The 17744-nt window shown below is 44.2% G+C and carries 21 protein-coding genes; 8 read left to right on the forward strand and 13 right to left on the reverse strand.

The genetic code is table 11. From position 1 onward, the window contains the following. Nucleotides 1-13: 13 nt before the first annotated feature. Complete coding sequence (locus KI742_RS00315; protein ID WP_005374156.1) at nt 14-592, forward strand: malate synthase; 579 nt, start codon at nt 14-16, stop codon at nt 590-592. Nucleotides 593-682: 90 nt separating this feature from the next. Here KI742_RS00315 and KI742_RS00320 read toward each other — a convergent pair whose 3' ends face one another. After that, on the reverse strand, nt 683-1696 hold the full coding sequence (locus KI742_RS00320) for a GGDEF domain-containing protein (RefSeq protein WP_017635511.1): 1014 nt from the start codon (nt 1694-1696) through the stop codon (nt 683-685). Nucleotides 1697-2045: 349 nt separating this feature from the next. On the opposite strand from KI742_RS00320, the gene KI742_RS00325 reads away from it, so the two are divergent. The 3 genes from KI742_RS00325 to KI742_RS00335 are packed head-to-tail and all read left to right on the forward strand — an operon-like array spanning nt 2046 to nt 5649. Next, nucleotides 2046-3398 (forward strand): DASH family cryptochrome, encoded by a 1353-nt coding sequence (locus tag KI742_RS00325; RefSeq protein ID WP_285384995.1) that lies wholly within the window; start codon nt 2046-2048, stop codon nt 3396-3398. After that, on the forward strand, nt 3398-4942 hold the full coding sequence (locus KI742_RS00330; RefSeq protein ID WP_285384994.1) for a cryptochrome/photolyase family protein: 1545 nt from the start codon (nt 3398-3400) through the stop codon (nt 4940-4942). The genes KI742_RS00325 and KI742_RS00330 overlap by 1 nt, the downstream gene beginning before the upstream one ends. Then, on the forward strand, nt 4942-5649 hold the full coding sequence (locus tag KI742_RS00335; RefSeq protein WP_285384993.1) for an SDR family oxidoreductase: 708 nt from the start codon (nt 4942-4944) through the stop codon (nt 5647-5649). Before KI742_RS00330 ends, KI742_RS00335 begins: the two co-directional genes overlap by 1 nt. Nucleotides 5650-5710: 61 nt before the next feature. Here the strand turns inward: KI742_RS00335 and KI742_RS00340 are convergent, their stop codons facing one another. Together KI742_RS00340 and msrB are read right to left on the reverse strand one after the other, a co-directional pair. Continuing rightward, nucleotides 5711-5857 (reverse strand): DUF2256 domain-containing protein, encoded by a 147-nt coding sequence (locus KI742_RS00340; protein ID WP_005374142.1) that lies wholly within the window; start codon nt 5855-5857, stop codon nt 5711-5713. A gap of 33 nt (nt 5858-5890) precedes the next feature. Further along, nucleotides 5891-7033, reverse strand: a complete 1143-nt coding sequence (msrB, locus tag KI742_RS00345) for a peptide-methionine (R)-S-oxide reductase MsrB (protein ID WP_167415760.1) — start codon at nt 7031-7033, stop codon at nt 5891-5893. A gap of 202 nt (nt 7034-7235) precedes the next feature. Here msrB and KI742_RS00350 point away from each other — a divergent pair, with 202 nt between their 5' ends. Both KI742_RS00350 and KI742_RS00355 read left to right on the forward strand, forming a co-directional pair. Beyond that, nucleotides 7236-7634: an OsmC family protein gene (locus tag KI742_RS00350; protein ID WP_172563698.1), complete on the forward strand. Its 399-nt coding sequence runs from the start codon at nt 7236-7238 to the stop codon at nt 7632-7634. A gap of 129 nt (nt 7635-7763) precedes the next feature. Next, complete coding sequence (locus KI742_RS00355; protein ID WP_031780875.1) at nt 7764-8318, forward strand: sugar O-acetyltransferase; 555 nt, start codon at nt 7764-7766, stop codon at nt 8316-8318. A gap of 87 nt (nt 8319-8405) precedes the next feature. Here the strand turns inward: KI742_RS00355 and KI742_RS00360 are convergent, their stop codons facing one another. The 6 genes from KI742_RS00360 to KI742_RS00385 form a co-directional block, all read right to left on the reverse strand. Continuing rightward, on the reverse strand, nt 8406-8786 hold the full coding sequence (locus KI742_RS00360; RefSeq protein ID WP_258644762.1) for a hypothetical protein: 381 nt from the start codon (nt 8784-8786) through the stop codon (nt 8406-8408). Continuing rightward, nucleotides 8774-9091 carry a hypothetical protein gene (locus tag KI742_RS00365; RefSeq protein ID WP_230237957.1) on the reverse strand — a complete coding sequence of 106 codons (318 nt, stop codon included), beginning with the start codon at nt 9089-9091 and terminating at the stop codon, nt 8774-8776. Before KI742_RS00365 ends, KI742_RS00360 begins: the two co-directional genes overlap by 13 nt. 1064 nt (nt 9092-10155) lie before the next feature. Continuing rightward, nucleotides 10156-10338 carry a hypothetical protein gene (locus KI742_RS00370; protein WP_021035913.1) on the reverse strand — a complete coding sequence of 61 codons (183 nt, stop codon included), beginning with the start codon at nt 10336-10338 and terminating at the stop codon, nt 10156-10158. Nucleotides 10339-10502: 164 nt separating this feature from the next. Continuing rightward, nucleotides 10503-11189, reverse strand: a complete 687-nt coding sequence (locus tag KI742_RS00375; protein ID WP_005479958.1) for a YafY family protein — start codon at nt 11187-11189, stop codon at nt 10503-10505. A gap of 47 nt (nt 11190-11236) precedes the next feature. Then, a complete protein-coding gene (locus tag KI742_RS00380; protein ID WP_262687842.1) occupies nt 11237-11551 on the reverse strand; it encodes a hypothetical protein in 315 nt (104 codons plus the stop codon). A 115-nt stretch (nt 11552-11666) separates the two neighbouring features. Next, nucleotides 11667-12590, reverse strand: coding sequence for a LysR family transcriptional regulator (locus KI742_RS00385; RefSeq protein WP_053307145.1), 924 nt, complete (start codon nt 12588-12590; stop codon nt 11667-11669). A gap of 138 nt (nt 12591-12728) precedes the next feature. Between KI742_RS00385 and yjjG the strand changes: the two genes are divergently transcribed. Both yjjG and KI742_RS00395 read left to right on the forward strand, forming a co-directional pair. Continuing rightward, complete coding sequence (yjjG, locus tag KI742_RS00390; protein WP_005374109.1) at nt 12729-13403, forward strand: pyrimidine 5'-nucleotidase; 675 nt, start codon at nt 12729-12731, stop codon at nt 13401-13403. A gap of 51 nt (nt 13404-13454) precedes the next feature. After that, a complete protein-coding gene (locus KI742_RS00395) occupies nt 13455-13994 on the forward strand; it encodes an NUDIX hydrolase (protein ID WP_172563700.1) in 540 nt (179 codons plus the stop codon). A gap of 79 nt (nt 13995-14073) precedes the next feature. On the opposite strand, the gene KI742_RS00400 is transcribed toward KI742_RS00395, so the two are convergent. The 4 genes from KI742_RS00400 to KI742_RS00415 form a co-directional block, all read right to left on the reverse strand. Continuing rightward, nucleotides 14074-14508: a hypothetical protein gene (locus tag KI742_RS00400; RefSeq protein ID WP_005480927.1), complete on the reverse strand. Its 435-nt coding sequence runs from the start codon at nt 14506-14508 to the stop codon at nt 14074-14076. A 20-nt stretch (nt 14509-14528) separates the two neighbouring features. Next, nucleotides 14529-15080 (reverse strand): YtfJ family protein, encoded by a 552-nt coding sequence (locus KI742_RS00405; RefSeq protein WP_225496519.1) that lies wholly within the window; start codon nt 15078-15080, stop codon nt 14529-14531. Between the two features lie 79 nt (nt 15081-15159). Then, nucleotides 15160-15879: a carbonic anhydrase gene (locus KI742_RS00410; RefSeq protein ID WP_132936966.1), complete on the reverse strand. Its 720-nt coding sequence runs from the start codon at nt 15877-15879 to the stop codon at nt 15160-15162. A 78-nt stretch (nt 15880-15957) separates the two neighbouring features. After that, nucleotides 15958-17301: an OmpP1/FadL family transporter gene (locus tag KI742_RS00415; RefSeq protein ID WP_104976302.1), complete on the reverse strand. Its 1344-nt coding sequence runs from the start codon at nt 17299-17301 to the stop codon at nt 15958-15960. Nucleotides 17302-17744 lie beyond the last annotated feature (443 nt).

Below are 17744 nucleotides of genomic sequence, written 5' to 3' on the forward strand. Positions count from 1 at the left end.
CGAGGATATGACGATGAATATGCTGAACTTCGATAAAAAAGAGATGCAACAACAACAACGCCCATTTATCGCTGAAGCCGTATTTGCCGTCGAAGCGGTAAGTGCTGAGCAGCAGAGTGAGAAACAAGTAAAAGCGAAGCAACTGCTTGACCGCATGTTCCCATTGGAGAACGGGTCGCACCAAGACGTATCAAGTTACGTGATTGATTACCGCCATGTTTTGGCTTATTTCAAAGACGGTACACACAGCGGCCTGAAAAGCCCAAAACACTTCGTGGCGTACACTGGTGAAAAGGAAGATCCAAAGTCGATTTTGTTCAAAGATGATTCGGGCAATCATGTAGAAGTGCTGTTTGGCTGTCATAAAGGCACTGGTTGCGTGGAATTAGTGGACATTGATGATATTCAATTGGAAACTCGCACGACGTTTCATCCTGAACTAACTGGCAATGCACCAACCGCGATGCGCCATTGGATAAGTCTAATCAAAGGCGACAAAAAAGGTAAGCCGATGGCATGCAGTGAAGATAAAGAATATACCGCAAAAAATGGTGACGACTACATTCTAAGTTACTGCTACAGCGTCGATTAAGATACTCATGATTGGATACAAAAACCCCGCACTTTACAGCGCGGGGTTTTCTTTTTTATCATAAAAGTCGTTTTCGCTTAGCCAGTTTATTTAAATTGGCATCACGCGGTTACGACCGAGTTGTTTTGCTTCATAAAGCTGTTTATCGGCTTTATTGATTAAGGCTTCAGGCGTATCACCCAGCTCAAATTCTGCTACCCCAAAAGAAGCGGTAATGCTGTGAACTTGTGTGCCTGAGCGCTTATCTCTGATACGCAGTTTTTCTATCATCCGGCGTAGTGTGTCTGCATATTGGCGAGCAATTCGCAGAGATTTGTTAGGTACAATTAACGCGAATTCTTCACCACCAAAACGGTACGCACATATCCCATCTCGACAACTTTGTTGTAGCCGGCGGGCAATGGCTTTTAATACTGTATCGCCAAAAAGGTGCCCGTAATTGTCGTTAAATGATTTGAAATGATCGATATCAAGCATGATCAAGGTCATTGCCTGATTTGATGCAATAAGTGAAGAGAGATCTTTGTCAAATGCTCGGCGGTTGTATAGGTTTGACAAACCATCGAACAACGCATCTTGCTGTACTTCAGCCAGTTGGTTTTTGAGGCGAGAAATTTCTTCACTCGCGTTAGTCAATTGGCTATTCAAAAACTTTGTTGAGTGACGAATTTCGTGTGACTCTGCGACAAGTTGACGAATCACTACCATCACTTCTTCAATGCTTAGGCTATTGTCCTCAACTTTTTCCAGTTTATTAAAGCTTTTGTCTACCATCTCGGAAAAGGAGGAAGTATCTGAAATCGTATCGCTCATTGAACTGGATACTTCATGTAGCAGAACTTCTACATTGGTTCTAAGATCTTCAAGGCTGGTTTCTGCTTTGCTGGCCACATAGTTGTTGTAAAGCTGTTTATTGGTTGCTGGAGGGCAAATACCGTAGTTTTCTAACACCATGTCTAACTCAAAGTTGAGTTCTGGAATGGTCTTGTCAACGTAGGTATACCAAAGCGCGTAGTTGGCTGGCGTGGCAGCAACATGGTTTTTGATCATCAGTGGGACCGCTTTTTTTAAATTAGCGGTTGATTTCTTAAACTCGTCGGTCATTTCTGCGATGGTACTAGCAAAATGGGATTGGGCTTAGATTAACGGATATTAACTAATGTCGCTTTAATTTTTATCACTTTTGCATGGTTTATATAGAAAATGAGTGATTAAGATCGTGATCAATACCGTTGGATTCAAATTTTATAAAATATCAGTATGAAACATGTACAGGTATTTGGTGGTATTGCGTGTTTTGAGATATCCAGCAAATGGATTCCGTGTAAACGTTAGTAACCTAATGATCGTCAATCTCTCGTTTTCGTATAAAAGCAAGAAAATCAAAAGGCTTAACGTCAGGGTCTCCGTGAAAAGAACTCGTAGACGAAGAATTAACATCTGAGGGTGCGAATTGAAAAAGAAAATAGGACTTTATTGGTTCACGAACGACTTGCGATTGCACGACAACCCACTGTTGAAAAGCGCCAGTGTAGAAATGGACGAGTTAATTTGCTTGTATTGCTACCCTTCAATGACGCCTTACTTGCATCACTTTGCGCAGGAAGCCTCTTTCGGGCGCGCGAAATTGCAGTTTCTCGACTCATCGCTTAGTGAACTCAATCAATCTTTGAATCACCTTGGTCAGCGATTATGGGCGGTTGAACTAACGCCCGATCAAGCAATCAAGTATGCTGTTAATCGCTTCGGCGTCACACATATATATGCTGACGCCTTTCCCGGTTCGGATGAGCAACAAGCGTTAGATCGCGTAGCTGAAGGCGCTTCTCATGTAAAAACAAAACAGCAAACAATCCGGACCCTGTTAAGGGAAGAACAACTACCATTTGACTTGAGCAATCTGCCTACCACTTTCACGCAGTTTAGAAAGCAAGTTGAAGGTTCAGACATCTCTCGGCCCCACGAGAGTGTCCGTTCGTTACCTCCAATTCCCTTAGGTGTGAATCTTCCTTCCGTTACTGCATATTACTTTGACACAAAAGCTGCGTTTCATGGTGGAGAAAGCCGCGGGCTTGAACATTGTCGCCAGTATTTTGCTTCCACACTAGCCAGTGAATACAAACAAACACGCAATGGTTTAGATGGCATGAATTACTCCACCAAGTTCTCTCCTTGGCTAGCTCATGGGTGCGTTTCTCCGAAAACTATTTATGCCATGTTGAAACGCTATGAAGCCGCGAATGGTGCAAATGATTCAACCTACTGGATTTACTTCGAACTGCTTTGGCGTGAATACTTTTATTGGTATGCCCGTCGACACAAGCGACAGCTCTTCCGATTCGGTGGCATCCAAAATCGAGCACCACTCACCAGCTTTTACGCGCACCGTTTCCAACAATGGAAGAAAGGTGAAACGCCATTTCCTATCGTCAATGCGTGTATGCACCAACTTAATGAAACCGGTTATATGTCGAATCGTGGCAGACAGTTAGTCGCCAGTTGTTTGGTGCATGAACTTGGCCTCGATTGGCGTTATGGCGCGGCGTACTTTGAGTCACAACTGGTCGATTACGATGTGGCATCAAACTGGGGAAATTGGCAATACCTAGCGGGCGTTGGTGCTGATCCGCGTGGTTCACGACAATTCAACCTCGAAAAGCAAACCGAAATGTACGATCCGCACATGGAGTTCATCGATAGGTGGCAAGGTCGTTGTCCTGGCGCGCATTTGAATAGTGTAGACATGGTCGACTGGCCGATTGTGATGGGCAGCAGTGACAAAGCTTCGTCATCGGAGAAACCGTAATGCAATTTGAAACCGTACGATTGATCTTGGGCGATCAACTTAACAGTGAGCACTCTTGGTTTCAGCAACCGGATGAGCAAGTGCTTTACCTGATTGCGGAGCTCAAGCAAGAGAATACTTACGTCACGCATCATATTCAGAAAGTGTGTGCGTTCTTTTCTGCAATGGAACAGTTTGCGAAAGAGCGTCAGAGTGAAGGTCATCAAGTTCTGCATCTCACACTGGATGACACACAATCCTTCGACGATCTTGAGCAAGTCTTGCAACACTACGTGAGCGAAGTTGGTGCAAGTAAGTTTGAATATCAACGCCCGGATGAATACCGTTTACTAGGGCAGTTAGCCAAACTAAAGCTTGATGGGGTCGTGACGCGTTGTGTCGATTCGGAACACTTTTTGTTGCCGTTTGAGGAAATAGAATCGCAGTTTCCTCAAGGCAAACACATCATGATGGAGCACTTTTACCGCCGTATGCGCAAGCGCTTCGACATCTTGATGCAAGACGGAAAGCCCGTCGGCGGAAAATGGAATTACGATGCCAACAACCGTAACAAGCTAAAAGCCAAAGACATTGAACAACTGCCACAACCTTTGATGTTCAGTACCGACGTGCGCGATATTACTGAGCGGTTGGCACGACATGACATCAAAACCATCGGAAATCTTGAAGGAGACTTGTTGTGGCCGATCAATCGTGCGCAAAGCCTGTCTTTACTCGCGCATTTCTGCCAAGTCTGTCTGCCGTTATTCGGACGTTTTCAAGATGCTATGACAGGCCAGCACGATGCGAAGTGGAGCTTGTATCACAGCCGAATTTCATTCTCGCTTAACAGCAAATTGCTGCACCCGAGAGAAGTCATTGATGCTTCACTCAAGGCATTTCATTCCAACGCGGACATCGACATTTCTCAAGTCGAAGGGTTTATTCGCCAAATCTTAGGATGGCGAGAGTACATTCGAGGCGTCTATTGGGCGAACATGCCTCATTACCCGAAAAAGAACGAGCTGGGCGCAGAAAGAAAGCTGCCAAACTTCTTTTGGAGTGGCGAAACCAAAATGGCCTGTATGCGCAATGCGATTGGTCAGTCCCTTGATTATGCCTACGCACACCACATCCAACGTTTGATGGTCACTGGTAACTTTTGCTTGCTAACCGAGATCGACCCAGATCAAGTGGATGAGTGGTATCTCGGTATCTATGTTGATGCGATTGAATGGGTCGAAATGCCGAACACACGTGGCATGGCATTGTTTGCGGATGGCGGCATTGTTGGCACCAAACCTTACGCGGCGAGTGGTTCTTACATCAACAAAATGAGCGACTACTGTAAGGGTTGCCATTACGACAATAAGGCGAGGAGCGGGGAAGGCTCGTGTCCGTTTAACAGCCTTTATTGGCGCTTTATGAACAAGCACGACAAGCGCCTCGCAGCCAATCCACGAATCGGGATGATTTTCCGCTCTTGGGACAACATGGAAGAACAGCAACGCCAAGCGATTCTTGATACCGCAGAGCACTACATAGAAAACGTGGAGAACTTGTGATGGAAATACTCATCGTCGGTGGCAATGGTGGAATTGGTTTGGCGATGGTTCAAGAAGCCGCAGCTCGGTTCCCTCAAGCGCACTTGCATGCCACTTATCGTAAGCAGCAACCAGATTGGCAACACCCAAATGTCGTTTGGCATCAAGTGGATGTATCGCAAGAAGGGGAGGTACAAGTGTTCAGTGAGCAGATTGAACACGTCGATTGGTTGGTGAACTGTGTTGGTATGTTGCACACCCAAGAGAAAGGTCCTGAGAAGAATCTTAGCTCGCTCGACGCAGACTTCTTTCAGCAAACCATCACGGTCAATACTTTGCCAAGTTTACTGTTGGCAAAATACTTCACGCCCAAGCTAAAGTGCAGTACTGCACCTAAGTTTGCGACCATTTCAGCCAAAGTTGGCAGCATTAGCGATAATCAGTTAGGTGGTTGGTACAGCTATCGAGCATCGAAAGCCGCATTAAACATGTTCCTCAAAACCATGTCGATCGAATGGCAAAGAATGGTCAAGCATGGCACGGTGCTGTCACTTCACCCAGGTACTACAGACACCGCTTTGTCGGCACCTTTTCAAACCAATGTGCCAGAGGCAAAGCTGTTCACACCAGAGCGAGTCGCAAAGGATTTATTAGGTTTGATAGAAAAAGCAACCCCGCAAGATAGCGGGGCGTTTTGGGCTTATGATGGGACGTTATTACCTTGGTAATAGAACGCGTACAAACGTTAATACAAAGGGAATAACATACTCCAGAGAGGGTCGGAGTGACCTACGTTTTCGTTGATTTATTTCTTCGGCAACGCTCAGAACAATAAACGATTTCCTCCCAATTTCGCGCCCACTTCTTTCTCCAAGAAAATGGGCGCTGACAGACCGGACAGACTTTCATGGGAAGGTTGGATTTAAAACCTTTCATCGCGCTGAATGTTCACTCCTAATTTGGTTAAAACTACTTATCAAATAGGTACAGGTAATCGCCGTAGCCTAAACTCGCCATCTTGTTCACAGGTACAAATTTCATCGCAGCAGAGTTCATGCAATAGCGTAATCCCGTCGGCTTCGGACCATCTTTAAACACATGACCTAGGTGTGAATCACCAAACTTACTGCGGATCTCCGTTCTAGGGTAGAGTAGTTTATAATCGGTTTTCTCCACGATGTAACCCGGGTTAATTGGTCGAGTAAAGCTTGGCCAACCTGTGCCAGATTTGTATTTATCAGTAGAAGAAAATAGCGGTTCACCGGTCACAATATCCACATAAATTCCCGCTTCTTTGTTGTCCCAGTATTCATTATCAAACGGACGCTCCGTGCCTTCTTCTTGCGTCACGTAATACTGTAGCTCTGTTAAGTTTGATTTGATTTCAGACTGAGCAGGCTTACTGTACACTTTCACTTTCGAAAGCAGCTTTTTTTCTTCAATCAACTGTCGAAGTGTTTTAGGGCTTTCTTTTCGATCTTCACCAAATACTTCGTCGAGATATTTATCGCGACCTGATGCGTAGCGGTAGTATTTGTACTTCAGGCTACTCTTCTTGTAGTAATCCTGATGATACGACTCCGCAGGGTAAAACTTTTCAAACTCGATCAGCTCTGTTTTCAACGGTTTTGGATAGATCATCGCCTTGTCGATTTCCATCATAAACTGCTTAGCAATCTGCTTTTGCTCCGCATTATGGTAGAAGATCGCCGGACGGTATTGAGGACCACGGTCAACAAATGAACCTTTATCGTCGGTAGGGTCGATATGACGGAAGAAGTAATCCAGCACTTGTTCGTAGTTCACAACAGCAGGATCGTACTTCACCTCAATCACTTCAATATGACCAGATTTACCAGAAGAGACTTGGCGGTAAGTCGGGTTTTCAATATGACCACCTGAATAACCTGATACAACATCGATTACGCCGGGCAGTTGCTCTAAATCCGATTCTGTACACCAGAAACAACCGCCAGCTAGCGTTGCGATTCTTGTATTCTCTGAAGCCTTCAGCTTATCCATCGTATCGGCGGTACCTGTTTTACTCAATAGTAGAAACAAGACTGGAAGTGCGAAGGAGAAACCGGCCAATAACTTAGACATATTCTTCATAGCTACCTCATCGTTATTTTTGTAGAAAGTGTTACTTAAATAAAAAGTGTTACGTATAGAGAAAGGTAACCGAGCGAAAAAATTACAGTAATGTTGAAAATTCCGTTGCCCTTTTATGCGATAGAGCTAAAGTATCGACAAGAAACACACCGCTAGTAAGGGCAACGATGCCTTGAATAAGCGATGCTAAATGAGGTAAATCATGCAAGCTGAAGTTAAATGGATAGAAGATTTTAAATTCCTTGGGCAATCTCAGTCGGGCCACTCCGTAGTGATGGATGGCAATGGTGGTGCAACCGCACCAAGCCCAATGGAAATGGTACTAATGGCTGCTGGTGGCTGTAGCTCTGTCGATGTTGTTGATGGTTTGAAAACAGCAGGCCAAAAGGTTTCGTCAGTTAATGCCAAGCTAACCACAGAGCGTCGTGAAACCGCACCGCGTATCTTTACGCAAGTGAATATCCACTTTGAAGTGTCAGGTGACGAGCTTGACCCAGCAGTCGTAGCAAAAGTGGCGGCTGACTCGCTAGAAAAATACTGCTCGGTTTGCTTAATGCTAGGTGAAGGTGTTGAGATGACCCACAGCTGGGAAATTGTGTAAGCCGACAGACTCCACAAAATATAAAAACAGGAAAGAGAAAAGTCCGGGCTTTTCTCTTTTTTTATTTCGCAATTCACGTACCTTGTGAAGAATCTGAAAGCAGTAATTGCAGGTTGTAGGAGTCTTCCAGTGACAGAACTAGAAAAAATGATGTCTGGCCAGGTCTTTGATGGCATGGACAAAGAAATTGACGCCATTAGAAGCCATGCTCTTCAAGCACTTAGAGCACTTAATAATAACACCGACGAAAGTCAGCGCGACGAATTGCAAAAGCAGCTATTTGGCAAGGTAGGCCGTTGTATTGTCCAGTCCCCTTTTCATTGTGAATTTGGTAAGACCATCGAAATAGGTGAAGAAACCTTTATCAACATGAACGTGGTCATGCTCGATGGTGCCAAAATTACCATCGGGAACCACGTGCTCATTGGACCGAGCGTGCAATTCTATACCGCTTCTCATTCTGTTGATTACCGAAGTCGTCGACGTTGGGAAACGTTTTGTAAACCTATCACGATTGAAGATGATGTGTGGATTGGCGGAAATTCCGTCATCAACCAAGGTGTAACAGTTGGCGCTCGCTCGGTGATTGCGGCGAACTCGGTCGTTAACCATGATGTGCCGCCAGATTGTCTATACGGAGGCACGCCAGCTAAGTTGATTCGTCGTCTCAACGAAGAAGAGTAGAGATCAGTATGCAATAACACTGGCGATTAGAGAGTTCTGACTGAGCTCTCTTCGTCGAGTACATCGTTATATTTTAATGTTAATTTCTCATTCAATTGCTAAAAGAACGGCACCAATTGATAAAGTCAGGGCAACGACAACAGAGTTAACAATGATAATACCCAGTAATAGAATCGACAAATAACGATACCATTTTGGTACTTCTCTAGAAATATTAGGTAATTTTCTCTTTTCACCTGAGCTAGGTTGAACGATTAAACGAACAAACATCAATGTTCGGAAAAATGCGTAAGGCCACCCTGTGAATAAAGAAAGCTCAAATTCATTAAAATATGGTTTTTTAAAATAGTTCCTAACAATCTCCTTCGGCATCAGAAAGTGCATGACACCGATAAAAATGGTTTGTAAGAAAATAATAATCACACCAGTCATTAAAGTGTAAAAAAGAAATGTGATTACTTGCTGCATATAGACTCTATTCCAGTACTAGCGACTAAGTTTGGCTTGCTTTCAATTGAATTATAAAAGCTTTTTGCCACTTTACCGGATGCATAACCTACAGCCGTTGAACCGGCAGCGAGTACAATGGCAGTCCCCCAGCCAATAGGGTTTGATACTAAAAATAGACCGACTAACGCGCTGGTACCCATTCCTACAGCTGTGCTAGTTATTGACTCAACAAAAATTTCATTCTTCTCATGTTGGTCTTGTGTATTCGCAATCTGAATGCAGGAAGCCGTCAGACCAACACCGACTAAAACATGTCCGCCCACTTTAGATGCTTGAGCTATTTTATTCAGTTTTTCGGCTTGTTTAACTATATGAGCATTCGCAGGTAACCCTCAACTTCGAGCGATGCGGATAGACTCGTAAGCTTTTTATTATCAAGTGATAAATTTAGCCTTTCATATGGAGTACCATACATGTTTAATATAATTGATGATAAGTTATCATGAGTTTTTATTTTATACTCAAATAATCCCGACACAGAGCACCTCTAGCTAATAATTTGTTTGTGCAGATACTAACAAAAAACTATATTTAAAAAGGTTTATTTTTTGCATTCTAGACTTTCATTTTAAAAAGTTACAAATTAGCTGATGTATTTATTATTTGTATGAAATTGTTAATGTGATTTTTTACATTTAAAGTGTGATATTAAACTTGGTTGGATAAGTGAAGGTCATACATGATTTGCTAGTGATAAAAAACCTGCGATAAAAAATACAAGTGCTAACATTGTAGAGTTTATGATAATTACCCATATTATTATGAAGGATAATAGACGGTACCACCTAGGCACCTCTTGGGATACATCGGGTAACTTTCGTTTTTTACCTGAGTTAGGTTGAACGATTAAACGAACAAACATCAATGTTCGGAAAAATGCGTAAGGCCAACCTGTAAATAGAGCTAGTTCGAAAGTGTTAAAATAAGGTTCTTTAAAGTAGCTATTGACAATGTCTTTTGGCATTAAAAGGTGCATGATACCTATAAAGAATGTTTGAAAAAAAATAACTAATACACCAGAGAACATTAAGTATCCAATAATGTTCCAGATCAATTGCATATTGCACCTATCCTTATAATAAACCGATGCTTTTTCAAAGGTTTTATCCTAATTTTTATCATGAAGAAATAAAGAGACTAACAGATAACCTATATCTTAGCTATGAATGTAAGGCCGTTTTGAAGGAGTGTCGAGAACGAAAATAAGAACTATTTTATTGATTTTTATGTAAATATAGTTGGTCGTGTATAAAATGGATAACGTGTAATGGCGAGATGTAAGCCTTGCACAACTAACAAAGGTTGGTTAAACAAGGCTAATAGTCGGTTATGGATGAATAACGATTTGTTGCTCCTCAGTCATCACAAGTGTCGCTTTGCTTTGTTCGATAAGTTGGGCAGCATAAGAAGGGGTAACGGCCTGCATATCACCTTTAGATCGAAGAGTTAAAGACTCCCACGCTTGATCTCTATATTTCCCTGCTTGGGTGTATTGAATCAGTACTTTCATAGCTTCACACTCCGGTGTGGTTGACGTGCTACTTAAGTTAACGATCTTAGATTGGTTGCGCATCTGTTAAAAATGAAACATTAGTTTAACCAAATGTACCTTTCCAAATATCGCGCATTGAGCAGAGCAATTTAGAATCCTTGTGATGGAAGGATGAAGAACACTCAATCTTTCGATTCATACTGCGCAATATAATGTTTGAGAGATTTGGTTTCCGCACTCTGAAACTCTTCATCGTGCATACGCAGTGCTTGGATACGGTCGAGGCGAAACTGACGGTAGTCATCGCGCAATTCGCACCAGGCGACCAGCGTCCAGACTTTGCCCCAAAAGAACTGGCCTAACGGTTGGATTTTTCTTTCGGTCACCTGTCCGCTTTCATCTTGGTAATCCAAACTGACCTTAAACTGATGATCAATCGCGTGGCGCAGAAGCTGCCCTCGTTTGGCAGTCTCGGATTGGGTGTGATAATCGGGCACAATCAGCGGACAATCTTCCACTTGTTGTTTGAGCTTATCGGGCAATACCGAAAGTATTTTGGTGGACGCAGAGTGAGACGCTTCGGCGAGTTCAACATCCGACCAGGCTCGAACCATCCGCATACCCAGTTCAAGCGCCATCATCTCTTTTTCTGAGAACATCAAAGGCGGCAGATGAGAGCCAGCTTGCAACAGGTAGCCGACACCGGCTTCACCTTGAATAGGAACACCAGAACTGAGCAACGACTGAATATCGCGATAAATCGTACGTTCGCTAACTTCCATTCTTTCTGCGAGCTCTTTCGCTGTCACGGCGTAACGCTTTGCGCGCATAAGCGTCAGTAGCTCAAACAGTCGTTCTGATTTGCTCATGATGTTCCTTATCTAGACCTACTGGTTGTTAGTGGTAGTGTGGCTGATTACTTCTCTAGCTCACTGCACATTTTTAAGTTGTGATGTTTAAGCTCGAAGCCTTCGCAGTCAATCATTGATAACAGAGGCTGAAATTCAATGGCTTGCTTAATCTGTTTTCCCGCCTGTTTTGCATCGTCCATTGAACGCCAGTAAATGATGTCTGTCCACACATCGTCCGTCGCTTCGTGACTGAGTGAGCGATACAAAAAGCCCGGCAGATTCTTCACAAACGTTTGTGACTGTTTGGCAGCGGCGATCGCGTCTTGCTCTGTTGTGCCTGCGGTTAGACGAAATTGCACAGTTTCGATAACGGTTTCCATATTGTGATTCCTTATTGGTTTTGGCGGATTGCCTGTTGAGTTCCAAATAAGGTTACGCGGATGGAATGTCAGAACATGTCAGTAGTGAAATCTCACTCACTTATCATCAATATGGTTATTTTTCTGGGCTATTGTAACGATCCCAGTAAGGTAAATCTGTGCCGAGTTTTTCGCTGATAAAATCGATAAAAGCTCTTACTTTCAACGGCATGTGCTTGCGCTCAGGAAAAACCGCATAAATGGCGTGTTCTGGTAGAGAATACTCTTCCATCACCGGTTTTAGATTTCCTGCAGCAAAGTCTCTTCCTGCAATAAACGTCGGCAGTTGAGCAATGCCCGAACCTCTTAACAGCAACTGGCGAATGGCTTCGCTGTTATTGACGATAAAGTTTCCTTTTGGAAGCACCTTGTATTCGCTGCCATTGTTGATGAACATCCATTCGACGCCGCCACGGAAATAGGAGTAGCGCAGGCAGTTGTGACCGACTAAATCACTTGGTTTTTGTGGTGTTCCAAACTCCGCTAAGTAATCTGGTGAGGCACAAAGCACACTTTTACAAGGGGCGAGACGTTTTGCGATTAGATTGGAAGAGGTGAGTTCACCAATACGGATCCCCAAATCAAAACCGTCTTTAACCAAATCGACCATTTTGTCTTCGAGGTTTAAATCCACTTCAATTTTCGGGTAACGAGCGAGAAACTCGCTGATCAAAGGCGCGATATGCAGCACACCGAAAGACATCGGCACGGTAATTTTGAGCCGACCTTGTGGAGATCCTTGCAGCTCCGATACCGCGTCCACGCCTTGCTGGGCCAGATTGAGCGCTTGAGAAGCGTACTCAAAATAGCGTTCTCCCGCTTCGGTCAGGCTCAGCTTACGCGTGGTTCGATTAAGGAGACGAATGCCCAAATCGTCTTCTAGTTGGTTGATGCGTTTGCTGATCGCCGATTTCGTCAGATTCAGCTGTTTGGCCGCAAGGGAAAAGCTGCCGCATTCGACAACAGCAACAAAAACAGGCAGGGAGGCAATCGCGTTCACATCAATCTCCTATTATCGTGAAGCATTTATTGTTGAGCACAAGGATACAATTAATTTCCAATTATAGAGATTATCTTCAAGAAGAAAACAATCTAGACTATGCACCAGTATTACGACCTTGATTTTGGGAAGAAGAAAATGAAGTACGATTGGATCCTGTTTGACGCTGACGAAACCTTATTCCACTTTGATGCTTTCAAAGGTTTGCAGCTTATGTTTTCTCGCAAAGGCGTAGATTTTACTGAACAAGATTTTGCTCATTACCAAACCGTAAACAAACCGCTTTGGGTGGATTACCAAGACGGCAAAGTAACGGCAGATGAGCTAAAACATAAGCGTTTTACCGAGTGGGCTGAGAAGTTGAATACTACAACAGCAGATCTCAACAGCGCATTTTTAGAAGCGATGGCCGATATTTGCAGCTTGTTGCCAGGTGCAAAAGAGCTGATGGAAGCGCTGCAAGGCAAAGCTAAAATGGGCATCATCACCAACGGTTTTACAGAGTTGCAAGCAATTCGCCTTGAGCGCACAGGGATGACTGAGTACTTCGATAAAGTGGTGATCTCTGAACAAGTGGGCGTAGCAAAACCGGACTTAGGTATTTTTGAATACGCGATGCAGCAAATGGGCAACCCCTGCAAAACGCGCGTACTGATGGTGGGTGACAACCTGCATTCCGATATTCTGGGTGGTAATAATTTTGGTATTGAAACTTGCTGGTTAAATACCACAGGCGCAAGCGTCGATGAGCGTATCGCACCAAATTACACCGTTGAGTCTTTGAGTGAACTAAAGAACATTTTGGTGGCGTAACCGAATCGGGTATTATTCCGCAGTAACCCTCAGAAAAATCAAGGAATAACCATGTCAGACATCAAACAGTTAGACAGCAAAGTCGTTTACCAGAATAAGTGGATGACGGTGCGTGAGGACAAAATTTTACGTCCGAGCGGCGCAGAGGGCATCTATGGTGTGGTCGACAAACCTGATTGTGCTGCGATTCTGGCTATCGATAACGGGATGATTCACTTGGTTCAGCAGTACCGTTACACCGTAGGTCAACGTTGTTGGGAGATCCCACAAGGGGCGTGGGAATCAAACCCAAATGCGGATCATCTTGAGCTTGCCAAAGGCGAGCTGCGTGAAGAAACGGGCATGCAGGCGAGCGCCATGGCGTATGTCGGCGCGCAGTTTATCGCATACGGCTTTTTGAATCAGACATGTCACGTCTATTTCGCCACTGATTTAACGGACGTGGGCAATCAACTCGACAGTGAAGAAGAGGATTTGATCGCTCGTGCTTTTTCGGTTGAGGAGTTCGAACAGATGATGATCGACGGTACGATCAAAGATTGTGTCACCATCGCTGCTTATGGTTTGGCGAAGCTGAAGAAATTCATTTAGTTATTCATTACGATTTTTTAATGAAAACAGCGGCCTAGTGCCGCTGTTTTTAGTTTGGGTGAGCTCGTTGAGCCATCGCTTACTCGTCGATTTTCTTACCTAAGATTTCCACTTGCGCTTTTTTTGTCACCCCCGCGACTTGCAGCGCAGTGCTGCCAACCGATTCATAGTTCAACTCGATTTTGTCTAACTTCGCGTTATCTTTTGTTGGTAGGCTTAAGCTTCTTGATGACATGCCTTTAGTCAGAACCCCTAAACTGTCGAACGTCTTTTCCTGACCATCTTTCATGATTACTTTAACGCTTTTCAGATCGACCGTACCTTGCGTACATTTGATTTTTATGTGGCTGAAACGAGCGTTAGCAAATGGTGACAGTGGATTGACTGTGTCGGTTTCCGATTTAAAACTGACGGTCTTATCTGCAATCTTATCCCAATCGTTGTCTCCTGCAACCGATTGGAAAGAGGCTACAGCCGCTAAAAGACAGAGTGCGATGGTGTTGAACAGTTTCATAGCTTTTCCTTATCTTAGGTTTAGATATTCTGTTTAATCAGTTCGATGACGTGTGTGACTTCGTCTTGAGTTAAAGCCCCTTCTTTCACGAATAAAATTTCGCCTTGTTTATTTTGTACGATAATCGCAGAACTTTCTTGCTGTAGATCCCAAGTTGTTGCTAATACGCCATTTTTGTCTAACACCATGGAAGACCAAGAGAATGTCTTTTTGCTGTCCTCTGCCGACGATTTTACAAATTTACCGGTCCCCCAAATGGCGTCTTCTTGGTTGATCACGGTTGTGGTCTGATATTGACCTTCAGGAAAGTGAGCGGCAGTGATTGCTGACATCAGCGGCGCGTTCATCTCTTTGGCTTTACTACGACCTGCAATGGCTTGTATCACACGGACTTTGCCTAACATCTGCTGAGTTGCCCAAGGTTGATAAGCCACATCGTCTCCTTGCAGCGTCATTTCGCCATAGGTATCAATGCTGACGGAAGGGGTGGTTTGACCGACAGAAAGGTTATGAGAGAAGGCGAATGTCGGGGCGAGTGCGAGTAAGAGTGACAGAACAGATGGAGTTTTCATTGGGGGTTCCTGTAACGAAGTGAGGTTAGAGCGAATCAAAATAAGGGGCAAATACGATGCCCCTTATCGGATGTGGCGTTTAGTTAGAAAGTACAACGCGCGCATTTAGCGGTTGCAGCGGACGATTGTTTTGTCCCATGACTTCCATCAGTTTCTCGGCTTGATCTTTGGATAAGGTTTGAGTGTCTTTAAGCACAAACCAGCGCACACCTTCTGAACATGGTGGTGTGGTTAAAGAGCCGTTAAATCGATAGTAGTTTGCAGTTTTTGGCAGTAAGTCGTTAATCTCAAACGTATCTTTAAAGAACGTGGTTTGATTCTCTTGTGGGATTGCGTTGATCAGTTTAGACAGCCCTGCGTTTTGATCGCCAGCATCAAACATCACCGAAATTACCGCCAACTCGCCGTCTGCGTTGGCGTGTACAAAGTGCGCTTCAAGTGGATATTGGCGGCCTTTGATTTGGTTTTCTGAAGGTGTGTGGAAATGGAACTGTTGCAGCTCGAACGTCTCGCCATCGATGGTGAAGCTATTACGTCCATTCACTTGCGCTTGCAGCGTATGACCATTGTTGGTTAAACCAATGACCTGACCAGTGTACGAAAGGTTCAGTGCTTCCAGTTTTGCATCGGCTGGGTTGTCGATGTTGATTGGGCTTTGGTTTTTCGTGGTTGCGCAGTCTTTGGCGATTTCTCCCCAGTGTTCTGGCCCGTGTTTGTCATTGCCATAGCCCCATTCCGAAGCCTGAGCCGCGCTTAGAGTGAGAAGTGAGAGTGAAAAAGCAAGTAGTGTTTTGTTCATAATAATGTCTCTGTTCGGTCGCTTCGATAAGCGTTGTTACAAGGCAATGACCTAGAGGTTTGATCACTGCCTGACAAATTAGAAACGGTGGCTGAGTTGGGCACCAATTAGGAACGCATTTGAATGGGTCACGCCCGTTACCATCGGTGCAGGAACACCTTCATACGCGTACTCTTCTACGTTGACATCTTCACCAATCAAGTACGTCATGCCGATGTCAACCGTGGTATCTGATGACCATTGGTAAGAGGCACCCGCAGATAACCAGTGACGGTTCGAATCTGGGATAGAAAGCGAAGTCAGCTCATCGACAGGTGTTTTGTCGAACATGTAACCCGTGCGAAGTGTCCAACGTTCATTGGCGTACCAAGTCGCACCGATGGAGTAGTGCGCGGAGTCTTGCCACTGAAAATCTTTTAGCAACTGATCATCAGCTTTCAAGCTGTCAAATGCTGACCAACCAATCCACTGCACAGAATAGTGCAGGGCAAATTTAGGTAAGACGCGGTGATAACCGGAAAACTCCGCAATATCCGGTAGCGGCATAGCAAGTGAGTCGTACGATTCGCCAGCAAAGTGGATGTCACCCTTGGCATCGATGTTAGGGCTGTGCTTGTAGCTCAAACCCAAGCGATGACGTTCGTTAAACTCGTACATCATGCCAATGTTCGCGCCAAGCCCAATGCCGCCAGCTTCCACATCAAGTGCGTTGCCTTTTACGGCTCCGCAACGTTGTTCTAGTTCGTTTCCAAGTATGTTCCCACCAACGCAAACACCCACGTCCATATCGCGGTACAGCTCACCAGAGCCGTAAATCACATCAATACCACCACCGATACTAAAACGATCGTTCACCTTGTATGCCAAGCTTGCGCCAAGGTTGACACTCGCTACGCTGGTGACACCGCCAAAAACAGGTGCGCCATAGTTTGGTTTAAACTCCATGTCGGTTCCGAAGTTGGAGTATGCCGATAAGCCTAGATACCAGTCGTCGTTGATAGGGTGAATAAAGTAAAAATTGGGTACAACGGCTGGTTGACCAACGCCATCGACGTCATCAATGTCGGTCACGGTTTGAGAGAAGGACGGGGTAATGTCAACTTGAGGGGACGGAGGAAAACCGCCCATACCAACATTGACATCCGCATTAATGTTAGCTCGATGATATTGCGCATTTTTAACGGTAACGTCAGGTTTGACGTAAGTGACACCGAACGATAAGGCACTTTGTTTAAACAGCGTCATCGCTGCGGCGTTGCGGCTGACTACAGATGCATTATCACCAATGACGGCATCACCAGCAAAAGCACGACCAAGACCCGTCGCAGAATGTTCGTTAATTTGAAAACCACCGGCATACGCCGTCGAGGAGGCTAACCCGATTAATAAATAAATCGGTGAAAGAGTTAATTGTCGCTGCATGTTTTTCTCATGAATTAATTAGAAGTTGTATTGCAACTAAAATTAGTAAAATAAACAAATCTGACCAGTGTATTTAGGAGTAAAACTAACAGTGTGCTGACAATAAGTAAATTTAACTTAATAAATATTTATTGTTGAATTTATTAATGCTTCATGGCGTGAATATAGTAGTTATTTTAAGTGTAAATTAAACCCTGAACCTCTATTTTTATTTTTGCGGTATTACTTCTCTATTTTTATTGTGCTGACTGTTCCCTAACAAATAGAGGGAAATCCAGCGATAAAGTGTCCGTGATGGAAACTCTGAGTCATTTGTATTTCCATTGCATCCCAACGTTGGTAGTTCGAATTAGCAAGAGAACTATCGTTTTAAACCCACATGACACACCCCTCTCGGTCTTACCTGTGTTATGTGGGTATTTTTTATTTAACTTGTCACTTAA

Origin of the sequence: Vibrio sp. D417a (genome assembly GCF_030248595.1) — a bacterium.
Lineage (GTDB): Bacteria > Pseudomonadota > Gammaproteobacteria > Enterobacterales > Vibrionaceae > Vibrio > Vibrio alginolyticus.